General features: G+C 47.8%; 15 protein-coding genes. 11 read left to right on the forward strand and 4 right to left on the reverse strand.

Translation table 11 applies throughout. The features are described from left to right. Positions 1 to 71: 71 nt before the first annotated feature. Together EA26_RS10445 and EA26_RS21375 are read right to left on the reverse strand one after the other, a co-directional pair. Positions 72 to 557, reverse strand: coding sequence for a VOC family protein (locus tag EA26_RS10445; protein WP_039427310.1), 486 nt, complete (start codon positions 555 to 557; stop codon positions 72 to 74). A gap of 125 nt (positions 558 to 682) precedes the next feature. Continuing rightward, on the reverse strand, positions 683 to 919 hold the full coding sequence (locus EA26_RS21375) for a hypothetical protein (RefSeq protein WP_039427311.1): 237 nt from the start codon (positions 917 to 919) through the stop codon (positions 683 to 685). 583 nt (positions 920 to 1,502) lie between these two features. Between EA26_RS21375 and EA26_RS10455 the strand changes: the two genes are divergently transcribed. Further along, a complete protein-coding gene (locus EA26_RS10455; RefSeq protein ID WP_039427313.1) occupies positions 1,503 to 2,843 on the forward strand; it encodes an MATE family efflux transporter in 1,341 nt (446 codons plus the stop codon). Positions 2,844 to 2,893: 50 nt separating this feature from the next. Here the strand turns inward: EA26_RS10455 and EA26_RS10460 are convergent, their stop codons facing one another. Further along, the gene (locus EA26_RS10460) at positions 2,894 to 3,772 is read right to left on the reverse strand and encodes a LysR family transcriptional regulator (protein WP_039427314.1); all 879 of its coding nucleotides are present in this window, start codon (positions 3,770 to 3,772) and stop codon (positions 2,894 to 2,896) included. A 112-nt stretch (positions 3,773 to 3,884) separates the two neighbouring features. Between EA26_RS10460 and EA26_RS10465 the strand changes: the two genes are divergently transcribed. From EA26_RS10465 to EA26_RS10505, 9 genes are all read left to right on the forward strand, one after another. Beyond that, positions 3,885 to 5,420 carry an NADH-quinone oxidoreductase subunit L gene (locus EA26_RS10465; protein WP_039427316.1) on the forward strand — a complete coding sequence of 512 codons (1,536 nt, stop codon included), beginning with the start codon at positions 3,885 to 3,887 and terminating at the stop codon, positions 5,418 to 5,420. Then, a complete protein-coding gene (locus EA26_RS10470) occupies positions 5,417 to 7,867 on the forward strand; it encodes a YbcC family protein (RefSeq protein WP_039427317.1) in 2,451 nt (816 codons plus the stop codon). Before EA26_RS10465 ends, EA26_RS10470 begins: the two co-directional genes overlap by 4 nt. Positions 7,868 to 8,318: 451 nt before the next feature. After that, positions 8,319 to 9,326: a LacI family DNA-binding transcriptional regulator gene (locus EA26_RS10475; protein ID WP_039428999.1), complete on the forward strand. Its 1,008-nt coding sequence runs from the start codon at positions 8,319 to 8,321 to the stop codon at positions 9,324 to 9,326. A gap of 15 nt (positions 9,327 to 9,341) precedes the next feature. After that, entirely contained in the window at positions 9,342 to 10,586 is a 1,245-nt protein-coding gene (locus EA26_RS10480; RefSeq protein WP_039427318.1) for an ABC transporter substrate-binding protein, read from the forward strand. A gap of 62 nt (positions 10,587 to 10,648) precedes the next feature. Continuing rightward, positions 10,649 to 11,638 (forward strand): carbohydrate ABC transporter permease, encoded by a 990-nt coding sequence (locus EA26_RS10485; protein WP_039427319.1) that lies wholly within the window; start codon positions 10,649 to 10,651, stop codon positions 11,636 to 11,638. Position 11,639: 1 nt separating this feature from the next. Continuing rightward, the gene (locus EA26_RS10490; RefSeq protein ID WP_039427320.1) at positions 11,640 to 12,530 is read left to right on the forward strand and encodes a carbohydrate ABC transporter permease; all 891 of its coding nucleotides are present in this window, start codon (positions 11,640 to 11,642) and stop codon (positions 12,528 to 12,530) included. An 18-nt stretch (positions 12,531 to 12,548) separates the two neighbouring features. Beyond that, the gene (locus EA26_RS10495; RefSeq protein WP_039427322.1) at positions 12,549 to 13,898 is read left to right on the forward strand and encodes a GH1 family beta-glucosidase; all 1,350 of its coding nucleotides are present in this window, start codon (positions 12,549 to 12,551) and stop codon (positions 13,896 to 13,898) included. After that, positions 13,898 to 14,989, forward strand: coding sequence for an ABC transporter ATP-binding protein (locus tag EA26_RS10500; RefSeq protein ID WP_039427323.1), 1,092 nt, complete (start codon positions 13,898 to 13,900; stop codon positions 14,987 to 14,989). The genes EA26_RS10495 and EA26_RS10500 overlap by 1 nt, the downstream gene beginning before the upstream one ends. Positions 14,990 to 15,067: 78 nt before the next feature. Further along, positions 15,068 to 17,479: a glycoside hydrolase family 94 protein gene (locus EA26_RS10505; RefSeq protein WP_039427324.1), complete on the forward strand. Its 2,412-nt coding sequence runs from the start codon at positions 15,068 to 15,070 to the stop codon at positions 17,477 to 17,479. Positions 17,480 to 17,520: 41 nt separating this feature from the next. On the opposite strand, the gene EA26_RS10510 is transcribed toward EA26_RS10505, so the two are convergent. Beyond that, positions 17,521 to 18,468 (reverse strand): aldose 1-epimerase, encoded by a 948-nt coding sequence (locus EA26_RS10510; RefSeq protein ID WP_039427326.1) that lies wholly within the window; start codon positions 18,466 to 18,468, stop codon positions 17,521 to 17,523. A 67-nt stretch (positions 18,469 to 18,535) separates the two neighbouring features. Between EA26_RS10510 and EA26_RS10515 the strand changes: the two genes are divergently transcribed. Beyond that, entirely contained in the window at positions 18,536 to 21,616 is a 3,081-nt protein-coding gene (locus tag EA26_RS10515; RefSeq protein ID WP_039427328.1) for a GH116 family glycosyl hydrolase, read from the forward strand. Positions 21,617 to 21,641: the final 25 nt, after the last annotated feature.

Here is a 21,641-nt window from a genome sequence, read left to right on the forward strand (position 1 = left end):
TGTGCAGAAACAAGTAAGGATTAGCTAATGGCTAATCCTCTGAAGTGGTAATGCCAAGTGTACTTGGTGGGCTACTCGTAATCGGAAGCGTAGGTTTCTTCATAAGAGTGGGAATAAAGCTCAAAGAGATTACCAAACGGGTCTTCCAAATAGACCATCTTAGCGGGCCTTGCATCGTCTTCTGGATGGTAACGCATCACGTCCATACGTACTTTCCCGCCAAATTTTATCACTTTCTCCATCACACCTGAAAAATCGTCGGTTTGCAGGCAGAAATGGAAAATACCTAGCCGAGAGAAGTCTACGTTATGGCGCTCTTGGCGTTCTCTCATTTCAAACAGTTCGACACCAATACCATCTGTCGTGATGAGGTGCGCAATGTTAAAGCCTTTAAAACCCTCACCAAAAACCGCGATACACATACGACCGATCGCTGTTTCTCGCTCTTCAATCACTTTTGTATTGTTCATGACTATTTTTAGCCCCAAAGCTTGAGTATAGAACTCCACCGCTTGGTTCATATCGCCTAGCATGATGCCGACGTGATTCATTTTCATGACTTTCTCCAAATGCTATTTTCTTAATGGTTACGACCGATAGAGAAAGTCTATGTGAGCATGACTGAAATGTTAAATTATCAAATATTCTGAAAATAATAATGAAAAATTATCATTTCAACCGCTCAAAGATAAAGTGGCGTGAAATCATGCCACTCTTCTGGTAACTGAGAGTTAACTAAGTGAAATACTTTTCGTGCTTTTGGCGAAAGATGCTGAACCGCAGCGCCGTAATGCTTTCGGTAGATGTGCTCTAACACTCCGCGTTGCTCGAGCGTTTGTAGCCCTTGATCGAGGTCTTTTTGCAGTTTGGTTTGGCGCAGATGCAGATAAAAGACGATAGGCAAAGGGTAGAAGAGCATCAGACTGGGCTCAATGACGATAGCGGTACGAGTGGTTACCCAAACAGTTATTTGCTTGAAGCATGGTAATACCATTTACCTTGGCGACAGTGTGCGGCAAGTAAAGAAAATCGACGCCATGGGTTCAGCAAAGCACATCACTTGAAACTGTAAGTTAAGCCTGCGTGCCCACACGACGTGAGTTTGACCGCCTTGTGCCTGCCAGTGGCGTCTATCAAACTCGCTATCAGTTTATGCCACAGTGTACGGTGGATCTGGCACAGTGAATTCAAACTAACTTACCGCCAACCTATGCGCTCACGGTATTGAATTGGCTGATGTCGCCCAAGGTCATGCGAGCCTAGAAGCGTTTGTTGCCCAACGCACAGTAGAACAACTGGCCATTCTCTTACCCGGTGAAGGCATGTGCAGCCCAAAGGTGCGGCAGCGGCGAACATTTTGAAGAGCAAGGATTTAACCTCATAACTAGTGTGTCTTTGAAGCAAATTTCGATACAATCAGGCACTCATGCGTATCAAAAATTCTGCTGCACCACAAACATCTGTGGTGCAGTTTTGTTTATTTCATATTCAAGGCCAACAAAATGACGAAACCGCAAAATATCAATCAGCGCATGTCTATCGTAACGCTCGCTTGGCCGATACTCGTGGAAATTTTGCTACGGACAGCGCTCGGCACCAGTGATGTGTTCATGCTCTCTGGTTATTCAGACAAAGCGGTGTCGGCGGTGGGGGTGATCACCCAGCTAACGTTTTTCCTCATCATTGTCTCGACTTTTGTCAGCAGCGGTACCGGGATTCTCATTGCTCAGTACAATGGCGCAGGGCGAGAACAAGATTCCTCTCATGTTGGGGTAGCGAGTATCGCGCTTTCCAGCGTTATTGGCGTGATGCTTAGCGTGTTGGCGGTGCTTGGCGCGATGCATTTGCTGCCTTACTACGGCTTAGAAGCGCAGGTGGAACAGTACGCTCAAGAGTATCTGCTCATCAGTGGTGCGATGACCTTTAACGTCACCATTGGTATTGTGTTTACCACTATTTTGCGCAGCCACGGTTATTCGCGCTCGCCCATGACGGTTAACCTCATCAGCGGTGTGCTCAACATCATCGGCAACTACATTGCGCTCTATCAGCCGTTTGGTTTGCCCGTGTATGGCGTGCAAGGGGTAGCGATTGCTACGGTGATCAGCCAAGTGATCGGCACGACGATTTTGGGCGTGCTGCTATGGCGCAGCACCATCGTCTTACCGATGCGTTCGCTCGCGCAAGTGCCAAAAGTGGTCTACAAGAAAATTCTCAAAATCGGCGGCATGAACGCAGGCGAAGTGCTTTCATACAATATGGCGCAAATCACCATCGTCTATTTTGTGGTGCAGATGGGTACCTCGTCTCTGGCGGCGTTTACCTATGCGCAAAATATCGCGCGCTTTTCTTTTGCGTTTGCCTTAGCGATTGGCCAAGCGACGCAAATTCAAACCGGTTACTACATCGGCAAAGGTTGGGCAGAGAGCATCACTAAGCGGGTACAACTCTATTTCTTGGTTGGCTTTGCTTCTTCGGTCACGGTGGCGAGCACCATCTACTTTATGCGCGATGCGATCTTAACGCTGTTTACTCAGCAACCGGAAATTCTCGCGCTGGCAGGGTCGCTGATGATGGGCTCCATTTTATTGGAAGCAGGGCGAGTATTTAACCTGATTTTCATCTCGGCGCTGAAAGGGGCGGGGGACATCAAGTTCCCAGTGCAGATGGGTATTTTTAGCATGTGGGGTTTGGGTGTGGTCTTCTCCTATTTACTTGGCATTCATTGGGGCTATGGCGTGTTTGGCGCATGGATGGCGATAGCCCTCGACGAATGGTTTCGCGGCATCATTATGGCGGTCCGTTGGCGCTCGCAGGTTTGGCTGAAATACAAACTGGTCTGACGCCAGAGCGATGTCGATGGGCGAGATGCGCTGTGGTTAACTGGCACCGCTCATCCCAGAAGGTTAAAAAGTGTCTTTAAGATGGGGAGTTCAACGTGCCTTTTCGCGGTAATCGCGTAAAAGCTTTCCGTGACGGTCTCTAACGTTGCGTAGTTTTTCAAAAGACCCGCTTGAATCTCATCTTGTACTACCACTTCTGGGATCACGGCGACGGCTCCTGAGTCCCGCGCCAGAAGTCGCAGCATGGCCATGTCATCAACCTCGGCATAAGGGCTGACAGTGAGTGCGTGTTGTTCGCAATAGAGATCAAATTGAGTGCGGATCTCGCTCTCTGGGCCGGGCAAGATCACTTTGGTTTTGCCCAAATCTTGTGGGAAACGCAGGGCGTTCAACGCGCTGGTATTGGGGCCGACAAGGCAGACACCTTGCTGGGCGATTCGTTTGCAGCGCCAAGGGGTAGTGGAGTCCAAGGGAACCGGGCGATTAGACAGAACCAAATCCAATTTATGCACACGAAGCTGCTCCAGCAAATCGTCGAAATTTGACGACTTGAGCGCCAGCGTGACGTTATTTTGCCCAATCACCGGGCGCAGAAAGTTTTCCTGAAAGTTACGAGATAGCGTCGCGACGGCGCCAACACGCAGTTGCTGCACTCGATGCTGCTCACCACTTTCCATCACGGAAAGCAGTTCACTGCCTAAGTTAAAAATACTCTCGGCATACTCAAGCACCAAGTGGCCCACATCGGTGAGCAGCAGCGCACGCCCTTGGCGATGAAACAGATCGTGCCCCAGTTGGCCTTCTAACTGTTTGATCTGAGAAGACAAGGCGGATTGGGAAACGTTGAGCTTTTGTGCCGCGCGGGTTAAATGCCCCTCTTTGGCGACTGTCCAAAAGTAGTGCAGATGATGAAAATTCAGCGTTCGCATTTTATCGTTCACAATTAAAGAATGGTTTGTGCATATCTATCTATTTTACATCTCAATTCGCTCGCTGCAACATACCTCTCCTAAGCGTTTATTTTTTCCAGCAGGAGTGTTTATGCTGTTCACATTGGGCGGTTCACTGTTTGCCGCCGTTTACGGGAGTGGCTTTTTGCTTAGTCTGATGAGCAAAAAGCATCATTGGCTGATTGCACGAATCACCACCTTAGTCGCGCTACTTGTGGCGTTTTGTTTACCCATTTTAGTCGTGTCGCAGGTCAATGTGACGCTGCCTCTGCTCAATCTGCTGATGGTGATCTTAGTCGCCCTGCTTGGTTGGGTGATTGTTGGTTACGCTTCACGCTACCTTGACGGCGACAAAGGGCAACCGCGGTTTGTTCGGGCCATGCTGTTTACCCTGTTTGCGGTTGCCGTGTTAGTGACGAGCGACAACTTGCTACTGATGGCAGGCGCGTGGAGCGCGACCAGTTTCGGTTTGCACTTTTTGCTCACGCACTATCGCGATCGCAAAGCGGCCAAAATCGTCGCGCACAAAAAGTTTATCGTTAGCCGACTGGCTGATCTCTGTCTGCTTGGCGCGCTTGGCTTGCTTTACCATGCTTTGGGCACATTCTCTCTTTCCGCCATCAGCCAACAACTGGCGCAGTGGCAACATCTTCCTCTTTCATTGAACTTGGCCGCGCTGCTGTTTGCTTTGGCCGCGATTTTAAAAACCGCCCAATTGCCGCTGCATGGCTGGTTAATTCAGGTGATGGAAGCGCCGACGCCGGTCTCTGCACTGTTGCACGCCGGGGTGGTCAACATGGGGGGATTTGTCTTGATATCGCTGGCGGCGTTAATCAGTTTGGCCCCCGCTGCGCAAACCCTGCTGGTGGTGGTCGGCAGTTTGACGGCGCTGTTAGCCGGATGGGTGATGATGACGCGCATCAGCATTAAAGTTCGCCTCGCATGGTCAACCTGCGCGCAAATGGGCTTTATGCTGATGGAAATTGGCCTTGGATTGTACGAGTTGGCACTGCTGCATTTGCTCGCCCACTCGCTGTATAAAGCCTACAGCTTCCTCTCTGCGGGCGACGCGGTCGAGCAAACTGTACGTCAAGATTATCAGCCGCAGGCACAGACCATCCAAGGGATGATAAGTGCAGTGCTGTTCTCCGCCGTCTTGGTTACTGGCACCTTGTTTATTTGGCAACTTTGGTGGCCAAGTGTTTCCCTGCCTGTGGCGGTGAGCGTGATTCTTATCGTTGGCCTTTCGCCGCTGTTTTGGCGTCGCGCATCGACATCGCTGCCTGCCATCACATTGGGAGTGTTGCAAAGCAGTTTCGTCTTGCACCTTTATCTGCTGTGGCACAGCGCCTTTGCCCACATCGCCCCTAGCCACGCTCAAACCCAGCCGATGCTGTTGGCCTTTGTCTGCGCCGTATTCTGCTTGTTCTACGCAGGTCAGGTGGCAATACGCCATTACGCGCATCATGCTCTGGTCAAACGCCTTTATCCGTGGGCTTACAACGGATTTTATTTGGATGAACTCTTCACTCGCTTCACCTTTAAAGTCTGGCCAGTCACTTTCAGCCATGAACAGGCGCAAACGCAGGTGAAAGCTCAAAAAACAACGTATGGAGAACTGATATGACCGCCCAGCTTCGTGATGAACATGACTTTACCGCGCTGCTGCACTCGGCGATTTCGTCCGCCTGCAACAGTATCGCGCCAAACTGGCCATTGGATCGAATGATTGCGGTCAACCCTTATTGGTCTTGGGTTGACAAGCCCTTCAACCAAGTGGCTCACCACCTTGCGAAACTGGCTGGTTCGCCGTTGGCAATGCCGCTGGCCTACTATCGTCAACTTTGGGAGAGCGGTGCGATTAGCGCGCAAGATCTTACCCACGCGTTGGCATCGCCCTGTTTTGCCCAAGAATGGAATAGGGAGCGCGCGCTAGCGGCCTTCCATGGCAACGATGAATTTTCTTCGCCAGCTCCTTTGCTGTGCGATACCTTAGATGGCCAGCGAAACTTGCTTAAAGAGCCGGCGTGGTGTGACACCGTCACCCATCAGATCGCGCAGTTTTGCGCTGCCTATTTCGACCAAGATCAAGCTGACTGGCATCCTCACAGCGACATTGGCCTTTATCAAAGTTGGCGCGAGACGCTGCGCCATGATCACAGTGTCGCGCTATTGATGAAAGCGCCGCACATTCCGGCGCTCGCCAATCAAATGGCGCAAGACGCACAACAACAAATTCGCCAAGCGTTAACCCAATTGAATATTGCGCCCGAGCAATGGCACGATTATCTGCAAGCGGTGATGTATCGTGTCAGCGGTTGGGGAGCGTGGTGCGCTTATCTCAAATGGCAGGCTAACTTGTCGCAGCAAGAGGACAACACACTGGTTGATTTACTGGCGATCCGCTTGAGTTGGGAGTGCTTGGTGGACGACAAAGCGCGCCATTCTGGTTCGGTATGGCAGCGCTGGCAGCAGCAATGGCAGCAACACTTTCAGCAGTATGATCCGCACAAGAGCGAGGCGCGGCTGATTTGGCAGCGTGCCCATGAGCTGAGCTATCAGCGTCAGTTGTGCCAACAGTTGGCGCTTCCAGTGACAAAAGTGTCATCGCAGCCCAGCGTGCAAGCGGCATTTTGTATCGATGTGCGCTCGGAGGTGATTCGTCGGCACCTTGAAGCGCAGTCGGATCAGATTGCCACCTTGAGTTTTGCTGGCTTTTTTGGCCTCCTCATCAGCTACGCTCCGCTTGGCACGCAAATCAAACGTCCGCAATTGCCGGGCCTGTTAGCACCGAGTGTTGCCGTGTGTGACAGCTCAGGCTGTGCGGAGCAAGACGCCAAGATCGCCAAGCAGAGGGAGCAAGCGCTAGAGCGGGAGACGGGCTGGTCGATGTTTCATCGTATGCCTGCCTCGACCTTTACGCTGGTGGAAGCGTTAGGTTTGGGGTATGTGGGAAAACTGGTTAAACGGGCGCTGCCTTTGACAGCGAAGCGCAAAAACGCGGCTATGCCGGGGCTCTCCCTTGCCAACACAAAACAACTGCGCCCGACTTTGCTTGCTGATACAGAGCAACAAGTTACGCTGGCAGAAAGTGCCTTGAAAGGGATGGGCTTGACTGAGTACTTAGCGCCGATCGTACTGTTAGTTGGGCATGGCAGTGAAACCGCTAACAACCCGCAGCGCGCTGGCTTGGATTGCGGTGCCTGCTGCGGCCAAACTGGTGAAGTCAACGCCCGCGCGTTGGCGCAGATACTCAATCAACAAGCGGTGCGTGAAGGCTTGAGTCAGCGCGGTGTGTTGATACCAGACAGCACACATTTTGTCGCAGCGTTGCACAATACCACTACAGAGGCTCTGCGCTTGTTTGATATCGATAGCCTATACGAGCCGACGAGAAAACAGCTGAGCGACTTGCAAGCGACGCTGGATGCTGCCTCAAACAGTGCAAGGGCAGAGCGCGCGCCACAAATCGGACTCGAAGCGGATTCCAATCAGCCCAGCAAGGTAGCCAAAGAGATGGAACGTCGCAGCGTTGATTGGGCGCAAACCCGCCCGGAATGGGGGCTGGCGAATAATGCCGCGTTTATCATCGCGCCCAGAGAGCGCACGCGCGGCATCCCATTGCATGGCCGCACGTTTTTGCACGAGTATTGCAGTGAAGCCGACCCCGATGCCACTTTGCTGGCGCAAATCATGACTGCGCCTATGGTGGTGACCAACTGGATCAATATGCAATATTACGCGTCCACGGTTGACCCGCGTCGTTACGGCTCGGGCAACAAAACACTGCACAATGTGGTGGGTGGCCGTTTGGGTGTGTTTGAAGGCAATGGTGGTGATTTGCGCATCGGTCTCTCTATTCAGTCGCTGCATGACGGTTCGCGGTGGCGGCATGAGCCGTTGAGATTGACGGTGGTGATCGATGCGCCGGAAAAAGCGATTGAATCGGTCATCAAGCAACATGCGATTGTCAGACAACTGGTGGAAAACCAGTGGCTCTATCTGGCGTGTTTTGAGCAAGAAGGTTTGCCCTTTTTCGATCAGGGAAGATGGCAGCGGCGCAGTCTTAACTAGACTACGCTTCGACGATTCTCACTCTCATCGCGAGAGTGAGAATCGCGCTCTCTTTTCGCTCTGGCTTGAGGAAAAACTCAGTTAGGCCGCTTCAAGCTCGCCTTGCGCCTTGTCAAGCAGAGCAAACTCCTCTTCGGTGCAAGTGGCCCCCTTTTCCTGCGCCGCGATATCAAGTTAAACGCATAAACTTGCGGTTAACTATCCTCTCTTGGTCCTTCGAAAACACCGATTGTCTTACCGTGTGACAAGCAGACAAAGCGCACAAGTCTCTCTAAAGCGAGAAAAGAGACAACTCATGAAAGAATTTCACGGTGTGATATAAAACTTAAAGAACTTCCAATTATTACTGACCCACTGAAACAGCGCCCAGTTTCTCGTGATGAAGCTCACGATCTCACAGTCATGGATCCTGAATAATCGATTTGTAAGCGATTTCAAGGATGGGTTCTCGGTGATCACGATAAAGCATGTATCTGAGCGCGCAGGGGTGTCCCAAGCGACAGTCTCGCGGGTTATCAATGGTACAACTCCAGTGAGTTATGACAAGAAAGTGAAAGTAGAGATGGCGATAAAAGAGTTAGGCTATCGCCCGAACTCAATCGCCAAAGCGTTAGCGTCGAGTCGAACTGGAAGCGTTGGTATTGTGGTGCCTGAGCTGGGCAGTTCCTTTTACTCGGGTTTGTTGAATTGCATTGAAAGCAAACTGCGGCGTTTAGGCTATCACGCTGTGGTTACGGCAGGATCGAATACTGAACAAGGTCAACGTGAGTCGGTAGAGTTCCTCTTGGGACGTCAAGTGGATGCGCTGATTCTCCATACTCAGTATCTCTGTGATGATTATTTACTCAGTCTGGAACAACAGGGTATTCCTCTCGTCGTCATAAACCGAGTGATCGCTGATATGTCGGCCAGCTGTATCGATATCGATAATGAGGCTGGTGGAAAACTGGCGACGCAATACTTGCTGCATATGGGACACCAGAACATTGCTTGTATTACCGGACCTCTAGATAAATCAGATGCCAGTGGGCGGTTACGGGGGTATCGCCTAGCACTAGAAGAAGCGGGGCTTGAGTACAACGAAGCACTGGTTTGTGCGGCTGGATTTACCGAAGAGACGGGAATGCTTGCGATGCAGCAACTGCTAAACCGCGATGTGAAGTTTACCGCCGTATTTGCCTCTAACGACCATATGGCGGTTGGGGCACTGGAGGTTTTAAAAAATAAAGGGATCTCAGTACCTGAGGAAATATCATTGGTGGGGTTTGATAACGTTCTCTTTGCTCGTTACCTCACACCTCGCCTCACCACTATCCATTTTCCGATTGAGGAAATGAGCACAGAAGCTGTGCAGTTAACCATTAAAAAACTTAATAACCAGAAGAACGACGTGAACTTCATCTTGTCGCCGTCATTAGTGACAAGAAGTTCCGTTAAGAACTTACTCAACTCTATCTAACCCTAAGGACAGACCATGAACTTTAAGACCTTAGCGCTAACAAGCGCGGTTCTATTAGGACTTGCTAACACATCTGCTGCCGCTGAAAACAATATCCGCTTCGACGGATTCCCAGATTTTGATAGTAGTCTAAAGGTGCTGCTACCTGATTTTGAGAAAAAAACAGGTATTAAAGTTGACTACCTTATGAACAACCACGGTGATCACCATACTAAGTTGACCACTAACTTAGCCACTGGGTCTGGCGCTGGTGATGTGATTGTTGTCGATGTGGAAAAAATTGGTCCGTTTGTCGCCTCTGGTGGTTTAGTGAACCTATCGCAACAGTATGGCGCAAACAAGTTTGAAGACCGTTTTGCCCCGTATGCGTGGGCTCAAGGAAAAGGCGCAGACGGCGATGTCTACGGTATGCCTGTTGATCTCGGACCAGGTGTTATGTACTACCGTACTGACCTGTTCGAGAAAGCAGGTATCGATATCAACCAGGCCATCCAGGATTGGGACAGCTACATTGCGGCAGGCGAAAAGCTCAAAAAACTCAACATTCAGTTGATCCCATCAGCCGCCGATGTGGCTCAAGCGATCATCTTTACCACAGTGCCTGAAGGTGAAGGATTGTATTTTGACAAAGAGGGCAATCCAGTGGTGACCTCTGAGCGTTTTGTACATGCATTTGAGGTGGCGAAGAAAATTCGTGATAAGGGGCTAGATGGTCGAATTCTCGCTTGGTCTAACGAATGGTATGAAGGTTTTCGTAACGCGACCTTTGCCACCCAGTTATCAGGAGCTTGGTTACTTGGTCACTTGAATAACTGGATTGCACCAGATACAGCGGGTAAATGGGCGGTATCACATCTGCCGGATGGCATCTACGGTAGCTGGGGTGGCTCTTTCCTTTCTATTCCTAAGCAGTCGAAGCATCAGGATGAAGCGTGGAAACTTATCGAATACATGACGACAGATCGTGATGTTCAGTTAAAGCACTTTGAAACGATCGCTGCCTTTCCTGCCAATGTCACCACTTATGACGATGAGTTGTTTCAACAAGAAGTTCCATTTTTAGGCGGACAAAAAGCGCGGCTTCTTTTTGCCGATGTTGCGAAAAACATTAAACCTGTTCAGCCAGCAAAAGGGGATCACGTCGCTCGCTCCATCGTTTTGGAAAACGCGCTGATGGAAGTGCTTGATGAAGGAAAAGAGATCAAAACTGCGCTTAAAGAAGCAGAGCGTCTCATCAAGCGTCGAACTCGCAATCTATAACAAAAGTACATATTCAATTAGGAGACGTGATCTCGCGTCTCCTTTTGTAAGAGGTCGTTACTATGAAATCAGCAACAAGCAATGTCATGGGAACAGGATTGGCTGCGCGCATTTTTTCATATCTAAATTTGAAAGCGCTTACACCCTATGCTTTTCTTCTGCCGTTTCTTCTTATTTTCTCTATTTTTGGGGTTTTTCCACTCCTGTTTTCGATTTATCTCTCTTTTCACTCTTGGAATCCGGTGGAAGGCTTGGGAGCGATGAGCTTTGTCGGCTTGGAAAATTACCATGTCGCACTCACCGATCCGTGGCTTTGGCGTTCACTCGAAAACACCTTTTGGCTGGCGATTACCTCTGGCGTGGCGCAGCATCTTATCGCCATCCCAGTCGCGTACATTCTCGTTTCATTAGGGGGGCGCTTACGTCACTGGCTAACTTCGGCTTACTTTCTGCCGTATATCACGTCGACGGTCGCGGCTTCACTGATCTTTTTTAACATGTACTCGCCCAGTTCCGGGATCATAAACCAGACTTTGATTGCTCTCGCGGAAAGCCCTTTACTGGGGTGGGCATTTTCCTGGGTAAATGATTTTCAGCCTATCCGCTGGCTAGATGATGCCACCATGATTAAGCCGTCGATTGCGATTATGGTTTTCTGGAAGTACACCGGTTTTAACATCGTGCTCTACACCACGGGTTTAATGACCATTCCGAAGGAAATTTTGGAAGCGGCGAGAATGGATGGTGCCAATGCGTTTCGTCGGTTTTGGAACATTTCATTGCCGATGATCCGCCCATTCATCTTCTTCGCCGTCACGATGACCATCATCGGCAACTTACAACTGTTTGAAGAACCGTTTGTACTTACTCGCGGTGGCGGTGGTACTGGACAAGCCGGCTTAACCATTTCTATGTACTTGTACAAAGTGGGTTGGGAATGGTTAGAGATGGGGACGGCATCGGCCATTTCATGGCTCCTGTTTGCCCTTATCGCAACATGTACCTTAGTTCAATTCTTCTTTTTTGGTAAAAAAGGCTTAGGGGAGCATTAAGATGTCTACACAATCGGTTAAGGCAGTTTCAATTGGTGTAAATAAATCAAGAGACAACGCGGTCGAAATGGTCACCAAAATGATGATGATACTGCTGGCCATCATCCTGATTATCTCCGCCATCGTGACCGTTTTCCCATTTGTTTGGTCAGCCTTGCTTTCCACTCGGGATCGTACAGAGATTTTTGGAACAGGCATTAGTTTCGCCATTGGTGACAGTCTCGCTATCAACTATGCCAAATTGAAAGAGATCATGCCTTTTTGGCAGGCGATGTTTAACTCCGTGTATGTCGCCTTCATCGGTACAACCATCTCGCTACTGTTTTGCAGTATGGGGGGATATGCATTCGCTGTATTCAAGTTTAAAGGGCGAAATATTCTATTTGGAATGTTGGTAGGCTCGATGATGATTCCACCTGTTCTGAGCCTAATCCCTTACTTCATGATCGTGAAATTTATCGGCTTGATGGATAACCATGTGGCGGTGTGGCTGCCATTTACCACCACACCTTTTGGAATATTCCTCGTGCGTCAACATGTGGTGGCATCGATTCCTAAGGAGTTGTTGGAAGCCGCTAAGTTAGACGGTGCCGGTGAGTTTAGAACCTATTGGAGTGTGGTGTTGCCATTGATGAAGCCGGCTCTTGCCACATTGGCCATCGTCCAGTTTGTCTTTTTCTGGAACATGTTCATGCAGCCACTTGTTGTGCTCACCACACCAGAAAACTACGTGATTACCCAAGCGTTAAGAAGTGTTCAAGGGATCCCAAACACCCCGTGGGGAGCGGTGATGTTCGGTACTACAATTTCTATTTTGCCCTTAGTGGTTACCTATTTATTTGCCTCAAAGCAGATGATCAGTGGGTTAACGTCTGGTGCAGTAAAAGGTTAGATTTATAAGGTTATGACAATGAATAAATATGAGCTTCCTCATTCCTCGCGATTGCGTAGCAGCGATTTTATATTTGGTGTCGCCACCTCGTCTTATCAAATAGAAGGTGGAGTTGCAGAAGGGGGACGTACACCGTCTATATGGGATACCTTTTGTCAAAAAGAGGGCAAAGTGGATAAAGGTGAAAATGGAGACATCGCTTGCAACCATTACCACCTGTGGCAGCAAGACGTTGAAATGATCAGCAGTCTGGGTGTTGATGCTTACCGCCTTTCCATCGCCTGGCCGCGCATCCTCCCGCAAGATGGGGTGGTGAATCAGCAAGGACTCAAATTCTATGAGCAGATTATCGATGAATGTCACGCTCATGGCATGAAGGTGTTTGTCACCCTCTATCACTGGGATCTACCTCAGTATCTACAAGATAAAGGGGGATGGCTCAACCGAGAAACGGCTTACAAGTTTGCTGATTATGCCGAGGTAGTGAGCCGTCATTTTGGCAATAAGATAGATGTGTACACCACACTAAATGAGCCATTTGTTGCCGCATTTTTAGGCTACCGCTGGGGAGTACATGCGCCTGGCATTTTGGGGGAACGTGAAGGCTTTCTGGCGTCCCATCACCTTATGCTTGCCCATGGGCTAGCAATGCCGGTTCTGCGCCGCAATGCACCGGAGGCAAAACACGGAGTGGTATTCAATGCCTCACCTGCCTATGCGCATTCGGAGAAAGACATTGGAGCGGCAAAATACAGTGAAGCAGAAAACTATCACTGGTTTATCGATCCCGTTTTAAAAGGGGAGTATCCAGCGCTTGTCACCGAACGCCATTTGATGAACATGCCGATGGTACTCGCAGGAGATCTTGAGATCATTTCAGCACCAGTCGACTATATCGGAATCAACTACTACACCAGAAACGTTGTACGTTATAACGAAAGTGGTGATATTGAGACGGTGACGCAGTCAGAGAGTGAACACACCTATATCGGCTGGGAGATCTATCCGCAAGGATTAACCGACTTGCTGCTCAGTTTAAAAGAGCGTTATGCCAATCTTCCGCCTATTTACATCACTGAAAACGGCGCGGCGGGTGACGATCACTATCTCAACGGTGAAGTAAACGATGAACAGCGTGTGCGCTATTTTCAACAACATCTAAAGGCGTTAGATGAGGCAATTAACGCAGGTGTACAGGTCGATGGTTATTTCGCCTGGAGCTTGATGGACAACTTTGAATGGGCGTTTGGCTACTCACAGCGCTTTGGCATGGTATACGTTGATTATCCAACTCAGAAAAGAACATTAAAACAGAGCGCGATTGCTTATAAAAACATGTTATTAGAGCGTGCCAAGGAGACCCAATAATGGCTAAAGTTGAATTCAAAAATATTAAAAAATCCTTTGGTGATGTTGATGTGGTTAAGCATTTCGACTTTACCGTAAATGACGGTGAGTTTGTGGTTTTCTTAGGCCCATCGGGTTGTGGCAAATCGACCACGCTGCGCATGCTGGCTGGTTTAGAAACCATTACCTCGGGGGAGATTTATGTCGGCGATAAGCTGATGAATAAAGTCGACGCAAAAGATCGCGATTTAGCGATGGTTTTTCAAAGCTATGCGCTGTATCCACATATGACTGTTTACGAAAATATTGCCTTTGCACTGAAGCTGAAAGGCATGTCGAAAGTGGATATTGATGCTGAAGTACGTAAAGCGGCGAAAATGTTGGAGCTTGAGCCTCTGCTTGACAGAAAGCCAAAAGAACTTTCCGGTGGACAACGCCAACGTGTTGCCATGGGACGAGCCATGGTGCGAACGCCTAAAGTCTTTCTATTCGATGAACCGCTCTCAAACCTGGATGCCAAATTGCGTGGCGTTATGCGCGAAGAGATCAAACAGCTTCACCGTGAACTGAAAACGACCACAATTTACGTTACGCATGATCAAATTGAAGCGATGACGCTGGCGGATCGCATTGTGATACTCAAAGATGGCTATGTGGCTCAGGTAGGAACGCCAACGGATGTTTTTCAGCGCCCAGCTAATAAGTTTGTGGCGCAGTTCATTGGTAGTCCATCCATGAATATGCTTGATGCCAAATTGATCAGTAAAGACAACGCATTTTATATCGAACTTGGGGAAACACATATTCCGCTTCCTGAACGATTTAAAGCGTTGGCATCAAAGAATCTTGCGTTGCACCTTGGTATTCGTCCAACGGATATTCATTTGCGTGCTGAACATATTGATCATGAGCGTGTATTACCATTTTCAGTAAAAATTAAAGATAAAGAGTTGCTGGGAGCCAGTATCTTATTGAAAACAGAAATAGCTAAACAATCTTTGATTGTTGAAACGCAAGCCGCCGAGGTGACAACAAGTGAATTAACCTTGTACTTAGATCTCGATGCAATCCATCTGTTTGACGCGTTGAGTGAAAATTCACTAGCCAGTTAATTAGAATATATACAGCAGACAGTTATAAACCATTCAATTTAACTCCTTCACATTGTGAAGGAGATAGGGATAGTGACGATGAAATTCGGGTATTTTGATGATGAAAATAAAGAATATGTGGCAACAACGCCTTGTACACCTATTAAATGGTGCAATTATGTTGGCACCTTAAATTTTGGAGGGCTGGTGGATAGCAATGGTGGTGTTTTGCTGTGTAAAGGCGATCCTGCGCTCAATCGCATCACCAAATATATTGCTCAACTACCAAACTCCGACTTTAAAGGCTCAACCATATATCTGAAAGTGCGCAATAAAGAAGGGCATGAGGTGATTTTCTCCCCTTTTTATACGCCGGCGCTGAAACCACTGGAACATTTCGAGAATCATACTGGTTTGTCTTACACCACAATTATTTCTCAAGCTTATGGCGTCCGCTGTGAATGCACCTTTTTTGTGCCGAAAGACGATCAAGTATTACTGCAAGATATTAAAATTACTAATATCTCGGATAGCGAGTTGCACCTTGATGTTGTTCCTGTCTTTGAGTTTTCTCACTTCGATGCATTGAAACAGCTGCTTAATGCCGATTGGGTTCCTCAAACCATGATGGTAAAAGCGCATCAACAAGCGAGCGGTCACACAGTGCTAGAGCAATATGCTTTCATGAAAAAAGACGCCGCTGTCAACATTATGACGGCTGATCGTCCTGCCACGTCATTCTCTGGTGATCGGCAGAAATTCATCGGGAACATGGGCTATGGAAGTTGGGCGGAACCGGAAGCCCTCAAGCAACAAGAGCTGGGCAACGATGAGTGCTTGCGAGGGGACAATATCGGCGCTCTCAACTTAAGACTCGGCTGGTTAGCGCCAAACCAGACAGAACGAACCGTGGTGCAATTGACGCAAATGGCGAGTTTGGATGCGGCGAAAGCGATGGTGGAAAAGTATCGAGATCACCAGCAGGTTGATTTCGCCTTTGCTGAGCTTGCGCGCTTCTGGCAACGCTATCTGGCCACCATCCAAGTTGAAACGCCTGATCCGGCTATGAACTCCATGCTCAACGTGCACAATCCTCGTCAGTGCCATACCACGAAAAACTGGTCGCGTTACCTATCGCTATACCAGTTAGGATATGGCGCTCGTGGAATCGGTTTTCGTGATTCATCGCAGGATATCCTCGGTGTTATCGCACATATGCCCGATGAAGCGCGTGAATTCATCGAACGCTTGCTTTCGGTGCAGAATACCAATGGCTCTGCGATGCACCAGTTTTTCCCTTCGACGATGGAAGCCAACGCAGGCGACTCAAGGGAAGAGGAAGATCGCCCGGACTATTATGGGGATGATCATCTCTGGATAATCTATGCGGTGACTCAGTATGTGAAAGAGACGGGAGATATCGACTTCCTAGATAAGGTCATTCCCTTTTACCAGAAAGATAAGCGCGGCAATCCGCTGGAAGTGGCGCCAGTGTGGGAGCATTTGTGCCGGGCAATTCACTTTACCCAAAGCAACACTGGGCAGCATGGCCTCCCTCTGCTGGGTTTTGCCGATTGGAACGATACGGTCAATCTGCCGCGTGGGGCAGAATCGTTGATGGTTGCGAACATGTATGGCAAGGCGCTACTCGACATGTTGGACCTTTGTAAGGTACGAGGCGAGCAAGTATTGACAGAGCAGTACCACTCACACTATGAGCAGATGAAGAGCATCGTCAACTCGTTTGGCTGGGATGGCGAATGGTATGTCCGCTACTTCGACGAACGAGGTAAGCCAATCGGCTCAAAGCGAAATCAGCAGGGACAGATTTATACCAATGGTCAAAGCTGGCCTGTTATTTCAGGTTTTGCGCCCCAAGAGCGCGCAACCCAAGCTTTGAACTCCGTATATTACAAGTTGAATACGGTGAACGGCATTAAGCTATCTACTCCAGGTTACAACGGCTTCGACCCGGAGCTTGGCGGCGTTTCCACCTATCCACCCGGTGCAAAGGAGAATGGCGGCATTTTTCTTCATTCCAATCCTTGGGTAATGATTGCTGAAGCGAAGATGGGCAACGGAGATCGTGCCTACGAATACTATCGGCAAATTAACCCTGCTTCGAAAAATAACCAGCTTGATCAGTTCGAGTCGGAGCCCTACTGCTATCCGCAAAACATCCTTGGCGATGAGCACCCGCAGTTTGGCCTAGCACGGAACGCCTGGTTATCGGGGACCTCGTCATGGACGTATGTAGCTGGTACTCAGTGGATATTAGGTGTTCGTCCTGAAATGGATGGATTACTCATTGATCCCTGTATCCCGCGTCATTGGCCAGAGTTCAAACTCACTCGGCAGTTTCGCGGTGCGACTTACCATATTCATGTCAGCAATCCTCAGAATGTGAGTAAAGGTGTGATCGAAATGCGTGTCGACGGCGAGCTAGTGCTTGGAAATAAGGCGCCGATTTTCAACTCGGGTGAACATATGGTCGAGGTGCGATTGGGTTAATAAACCAAAGGGCATGCTGCATGCCCTTTGTTCCCAACTTGTTATCGCGGTTGGTAATTTGCTTGACATTGCCAGCGAAAGGTCTGGCGCTGTTTAGGGGCCAACTCCAGTAAGCCAATATGGTGGTTGAAGGCATCTGCTGGGCAACTCATGGGTTCAATGGCAATAGATGCTTCGGAGTTAGGCGTGTAAAGCTGAAGATATGGGTAGCTGGGATCTTGTTGGTAATTCAGTGAGGCAACGTGGTCTTGTCGCTGTAAGGACAGTTGAATAGGGTTACTATTATCGAAATAAAAACAATGGTTTAGCGTAACGCCATCCAGAGAGGTTGCCTGTAAGAATTGTTCGTTTGGATAAGTGAGACCAGTTGGCATGTAATCAATATGCTCAAGCTCGTGACAAAAAGGCATAGTCAAAGAACATTTTGAAAGTGGGGCTCCTAAAGAGAAATAGGGGTGCCAAGCATCACCAAAAGGCATGGCTGTGACTCCTTGGTTTTTCACTGTGGTGGTGCAACTCAACAAACCGTCGATGGTGATTGAAAATCGAATATCGATTTGAAAAGCAAATGGATAGCCGGGATGCAAACAGGAGGTTGTAAAGCGCAGACCCACTTCGGCTGATAGTTCACTTGCTTGGTTGTGAATGAGTTGAAACGGCTGGTTATAGAGTAGTCCGTGAACCGCATGTTCCGACCAAGGAAAATTAGCTGGCAACTGATAATGATGGCCTTTGTAGCAATAACGACCATGTTTAAGGCGATTTGGAAAAGGAAAGAGTTTTGCACTACGTGAAAAATAGGGATGTTCATTTATAAGCTCATCACTGGTTTGATAACCTGATATAAAAGAGAAGGGGCTGTGGTTGAATATAAATTTATTTATAACAGCACCAAATTCTGTAATTAACTCAATTTCAATACCTATCTCTGGATTGTTAATTACTATGCTATCGAACATGCCGAATTTTTCTTTACTAATTTTGAACATTGTTAATATCTCCATTTTTTATTGATATTAACAGTTGAAATGAAATATTCAATATTGGATTTAAACTATGAAGAATAAAATTCCATACACAACTTATCATGGAATAGCACGTGATTTGTGTGCGAAAGGTGACGCAGTTGAATTTATTCAACCTTGGTATACTCCGGTATCTACAACACCGGAAAATACGGGAATGGCAGTAGGGGGAATCGGCTCGACGTTTACCCTTACCCCCAAAGGTGAAACACCAAACTTTAGCTTTATTCCTGGTGTTTATGTTGACTGTTCGGAATGTTCCATTAACTTTAATGATTTTTACATTTCAGTAATGGAACCGATAAATATCGAAAATATAGCAATAAGAGATCTCGAAGAGTTAAAGCGATTTTTGCATTTCTATCCAGCACTATTTAATGGCCAAAAGCTCGACTGTGTGAGTGAAGAACGTGCCATCGAAACAATAAAAAAGAGCCTAATTAGTTCGAATTTCTACAGTGACAATCAGTCCAATTTTTTGCGTTGGAAGGTGGAGTTTACTGAAAAAACCCAAAAGCACATTGAGCAAGATGCCACCTCGCTGATGACACAACTTTTGGTTGCGATGGATTTTTTTGACGGTTTGCTCATCAACGCTTCGGCTGATTGTCTCTCTCTTACCGGTAAAAGTGTCGATCAAGTTCGCTCAATGAATAGCGAAAATATTCACTACCAAGCCTTGTACCCGATTGCTCAGTATCAGTATGCAGGCATCGACACGCTCAAAGTGACCCGCAAAGTGGTTTCACCGATAGTGAAAAATGAGCAGAAATTGTGCTCATTACCGCTGCACTGGAATCAATTTGAACTCACCAACCTATCAGATTGCACCAAATTGATCACGCTGGCACAACCACTGGAAAACTTGCTCGGTTCTACCTATGAAAAAGCCCGTCACGGCGTGCAGGATTCGGCATGTTATCTGATCAGAAATGCGATTTCACATAAGCATAGCCAGAGCAACATTGAGGATGACGATGTCGAGTTTATTGGCGCCAGTTTACGCAGCGATTCACCTTACTCATCGGATATAGAAGGAGAAGTACAGTATGGCGTTGTCGCTAGAAAAGCCGATCTTGAGTCCGGGAAGATAACGGTAACGGTAAAGCCCTCTGTCTACAGTAGTAAAGTCGAAACCCAGCTTATAAATGCATTAAAAACAGGACGCACTAGTAGCCATTTTGATCGCGGTATTTATAGTGGACGCGAGAGTGTGACTGCCTTGGTATGTGTGCAAGTGGAACTGCAGCCGGGTGAAACGGTAGACCTGCGCTATTTACAGGTGATGGATCATAGCAAGATATGGCTTGATGATTTGAGAACAGAGAAAGCATACACCAATTTCTTTCCTAAACATCAAAGAGCCACTTGGATGATAAAAGAGGTGCTGTCACAGCTTGACAAAATAGAAGAAAAAATTGTTAAGCAGCAAAATGATTTTTTATCTCTAGCCAATCAGAACATGCAGGATAAAGAGACGGCAAAGCGTTATTCAACCATGGCGATGAATACCTTGTCATTTCTCTCCGAGTCAACCGTGTGGGATTGCGAAAATAGATTTCTGGTCAAGGAGTGTGTGGATTACCCATTTTTCAACTCATTAGATGTCTATTTCTACGGCTCATTTTCAATTTTGTATCTGCTCCCTGAACTTGATGGTAGCGTGATGCAAGCTTTTGCTGACGCGATATTATCAACCGACGACACGAAACGGAGATATTGGGAATACGAAGACAAGCCGTTTGCTGAGCTGAATGACGCAAAATATGAAGGCCCACGGGCATTGTATGGTGCCGTTATTCATGATCTAGGTAGCCCGTTTGATATTAAGCCAGATGCGTACAGTTGGCATAATGTAAAAGAATGGAAAGATCTAGCGCCTAAATTTATTTTGATGGTGTACCGCCACTATCAACAAACCAAAAATAAACAACTTGTGGAGTATTGTTGGCTCGCGGTCAAAGAGAGCATCCACTATTTATCGAGCCTTATAGAAGAGGGCGATTCGCTACCTTTGGTTCATGGTACGGATGACACCTTCGATAATCTTTCCTCTCATGGCATCTCGATCTATTGTGCGAGTTTATGGGCTGCTGGCCTCAAAGCGGCGGGAGAGCTTGCGCATATTATGCAAGAACCTAGTTTAGCAGAAGAGTACAAGCAGCAATCTCAGCGCGCATTGAGTACGATTGAAAGTAGCTTATGGGATGAAAAAAATGGTTACTACCATTTTTATGCCACGCCTATTCAAACTAAGCATTTAACCGGAAAAGATTATCAGCCACTGGAAGAGTTAGGGATAGTACTGACAGGGGATTTAGTCACCGACAAGTCGATACTGAATACCTATCTTGATCGAGTCGATGAACAAAGTGATGTACCGAGAATTGAGCAAAGATTACGCAAGAAGCAGAATCTTCTTGCAACGGCTCCGTTGGCGTTTACGCGACAGTATCAAGTGATGATTCTGGACTCAGACAACAGTTTTGGTGATGCTTTGGTTGCCGATACCTATTTGAAACTTGTTGGCCTAGATGGTCTATTTCACGCGGACCGAATCGAAAGAACGTTGGAATTTATCTATGAACGTAATTTCCTTCGCAATAGCCCTAACTTGGGGGTGGCAAACATGACACTTTCTGATGGTTCTCCGCATGATGCTTTTCAAGCTCAAGATGTTTGGGGCGGGATCCAGTTTAGTGTGGCCACGGCGCTTAAGTATGCAGGAAAGAAACAGTATGCGGAGAGACTATTAGATACCGTGTATCACACCCTTTACCGTTCGGCGAAAATTCCATTTGCCGCTCCTGAAGGCTTTAACTGCTCGTTCCAAGTCACGAGTGAGCAGTTACAAAAACAGTTTTTATTGAGTAAAGAGGTAGCGGCACACTGGTTAGATCACTTAATCTCCTATCGGGCACTTCGGCCAGATCTGCGGGTCAGCCATGATTTGCTGTCGAGCAAAGCGGCGTTTTTGCAGAATCTCGCGATTTTAGGTGTGGATGAGGAAACGCTGGAACGGCTATATCATTGGTTGCTCAGTTGCGGCATGAAGTACACTGCGGGTCGATATTTTAGGCCGGGCATGATTTTTTCCTATCTATATTGTTAAGTTCAATACTACAAGGGGTTGATTT

It is taken from the genome of Vibrio navarrensis (assembly GCF_000764325.1).
Taxonomy (GTDB): Bacteria; Pseudomonadota; Gammaproteobacteria; order Enterobacterales; family Vibrionaceae; genus Vibrio; species Vibrio navarrensis.

Bases quoted from the DNA above. Each gene is read 5' to 3' on its own strand.
- EA26_RS10445 (WP_039427310.1), bottom strand. From the start codon at position 557: ATGAAAATGAATCACGTCGGCATCATGCTAGGCGATATGAACCAAGCG.
- EA26_RS21375 (WP_039427311.1), bottom strand. From the start codon at position 919: ATGCTCTTCTACCCTTTGCCTATCGTCTTTTATCTGCATCTGCGCCAA.
- EA26_RS10455 (WP_039427313.1), top strand. From the start codon at position 1,503: ATGACGAAACCGCAAAATATCAATCAGCGCATGTCTATCGTAACGCTC.
- EA26_RS10460 (WP_039427314.1), bottom strand. From the start codon at position 3,772: ATGCGAACGCTGAATTTTCATCATCTGCACTACTTTTGGACAGTCGCC.
- EA26_RS10465 (WP_039427316.1), top strand. From the start codon at position 3,885: ATGCTGTTCACATTGGGCGGTTCACTGTTTGCCGCCGTTTACGGGAGT.
- EA26_RS10470 (WP_039427317.1), top strand. From the start codon at position 5,417: ATGACCGCCCAGCTTCGTGATGAACATGACTTTACCGCGCTGCTGCAC.
- EA26_RS10480 (WP_039427318.1), top strand. From the start codon at position 9,342: ATGAACTTTAAGACCTTAGCGCTAACAAGCGCGGTTCTATTAGGACTT.
- EA26_RS10485 (WP_039427319.1), top strand. From the start codon at position 10,649: ATGAAATCAGCAACAAGCAATGTCATGGGAACAGGATTGGCTGCGCGC.
- EA26_RS10490 (WP_039427320.1), top strand. From the start codon at position 11,640: ATGTCTACACAATCGGTTAAGGCAGTTTCAATTGGTGTAAATAAATCA.
- EA26_RS10495 (WP_039427322.1), top strand. From the start codon at position 12,549: ATGAATAAATATGAGCTTCCTCATTCCTCGCGATTGCGTAGCAGCGAT.
- EA26_RS10500 (WP_039427323.1), top strand. From the start codon at position 13,898: ATGGCTAAAGTTGAATTCAAAAATATTAAAAAATCCTTTGGTGATGTT.
- EA26_RS10505 (WP_039427324.1), top strand. From the start codon at position 15,068: ATGAAATTCGGGTATTTTGATGATGAAAATAAAGAATATGTGGCAACA.
- EA26_RS10510 (WP_039427326.1), bottom strand. From the start codon at position 18,468: ATGTTCAAAATTAGTAAAGAAAAATTCGGCATGTTCGATAGCATAGTA.
- EA26_RS10515 (WP_039427328.1), top strand. From the start codon at position 18,536: ATGAAGAATAAAATTCCATACACAACTTATCATGGAATAGCACGTGAT.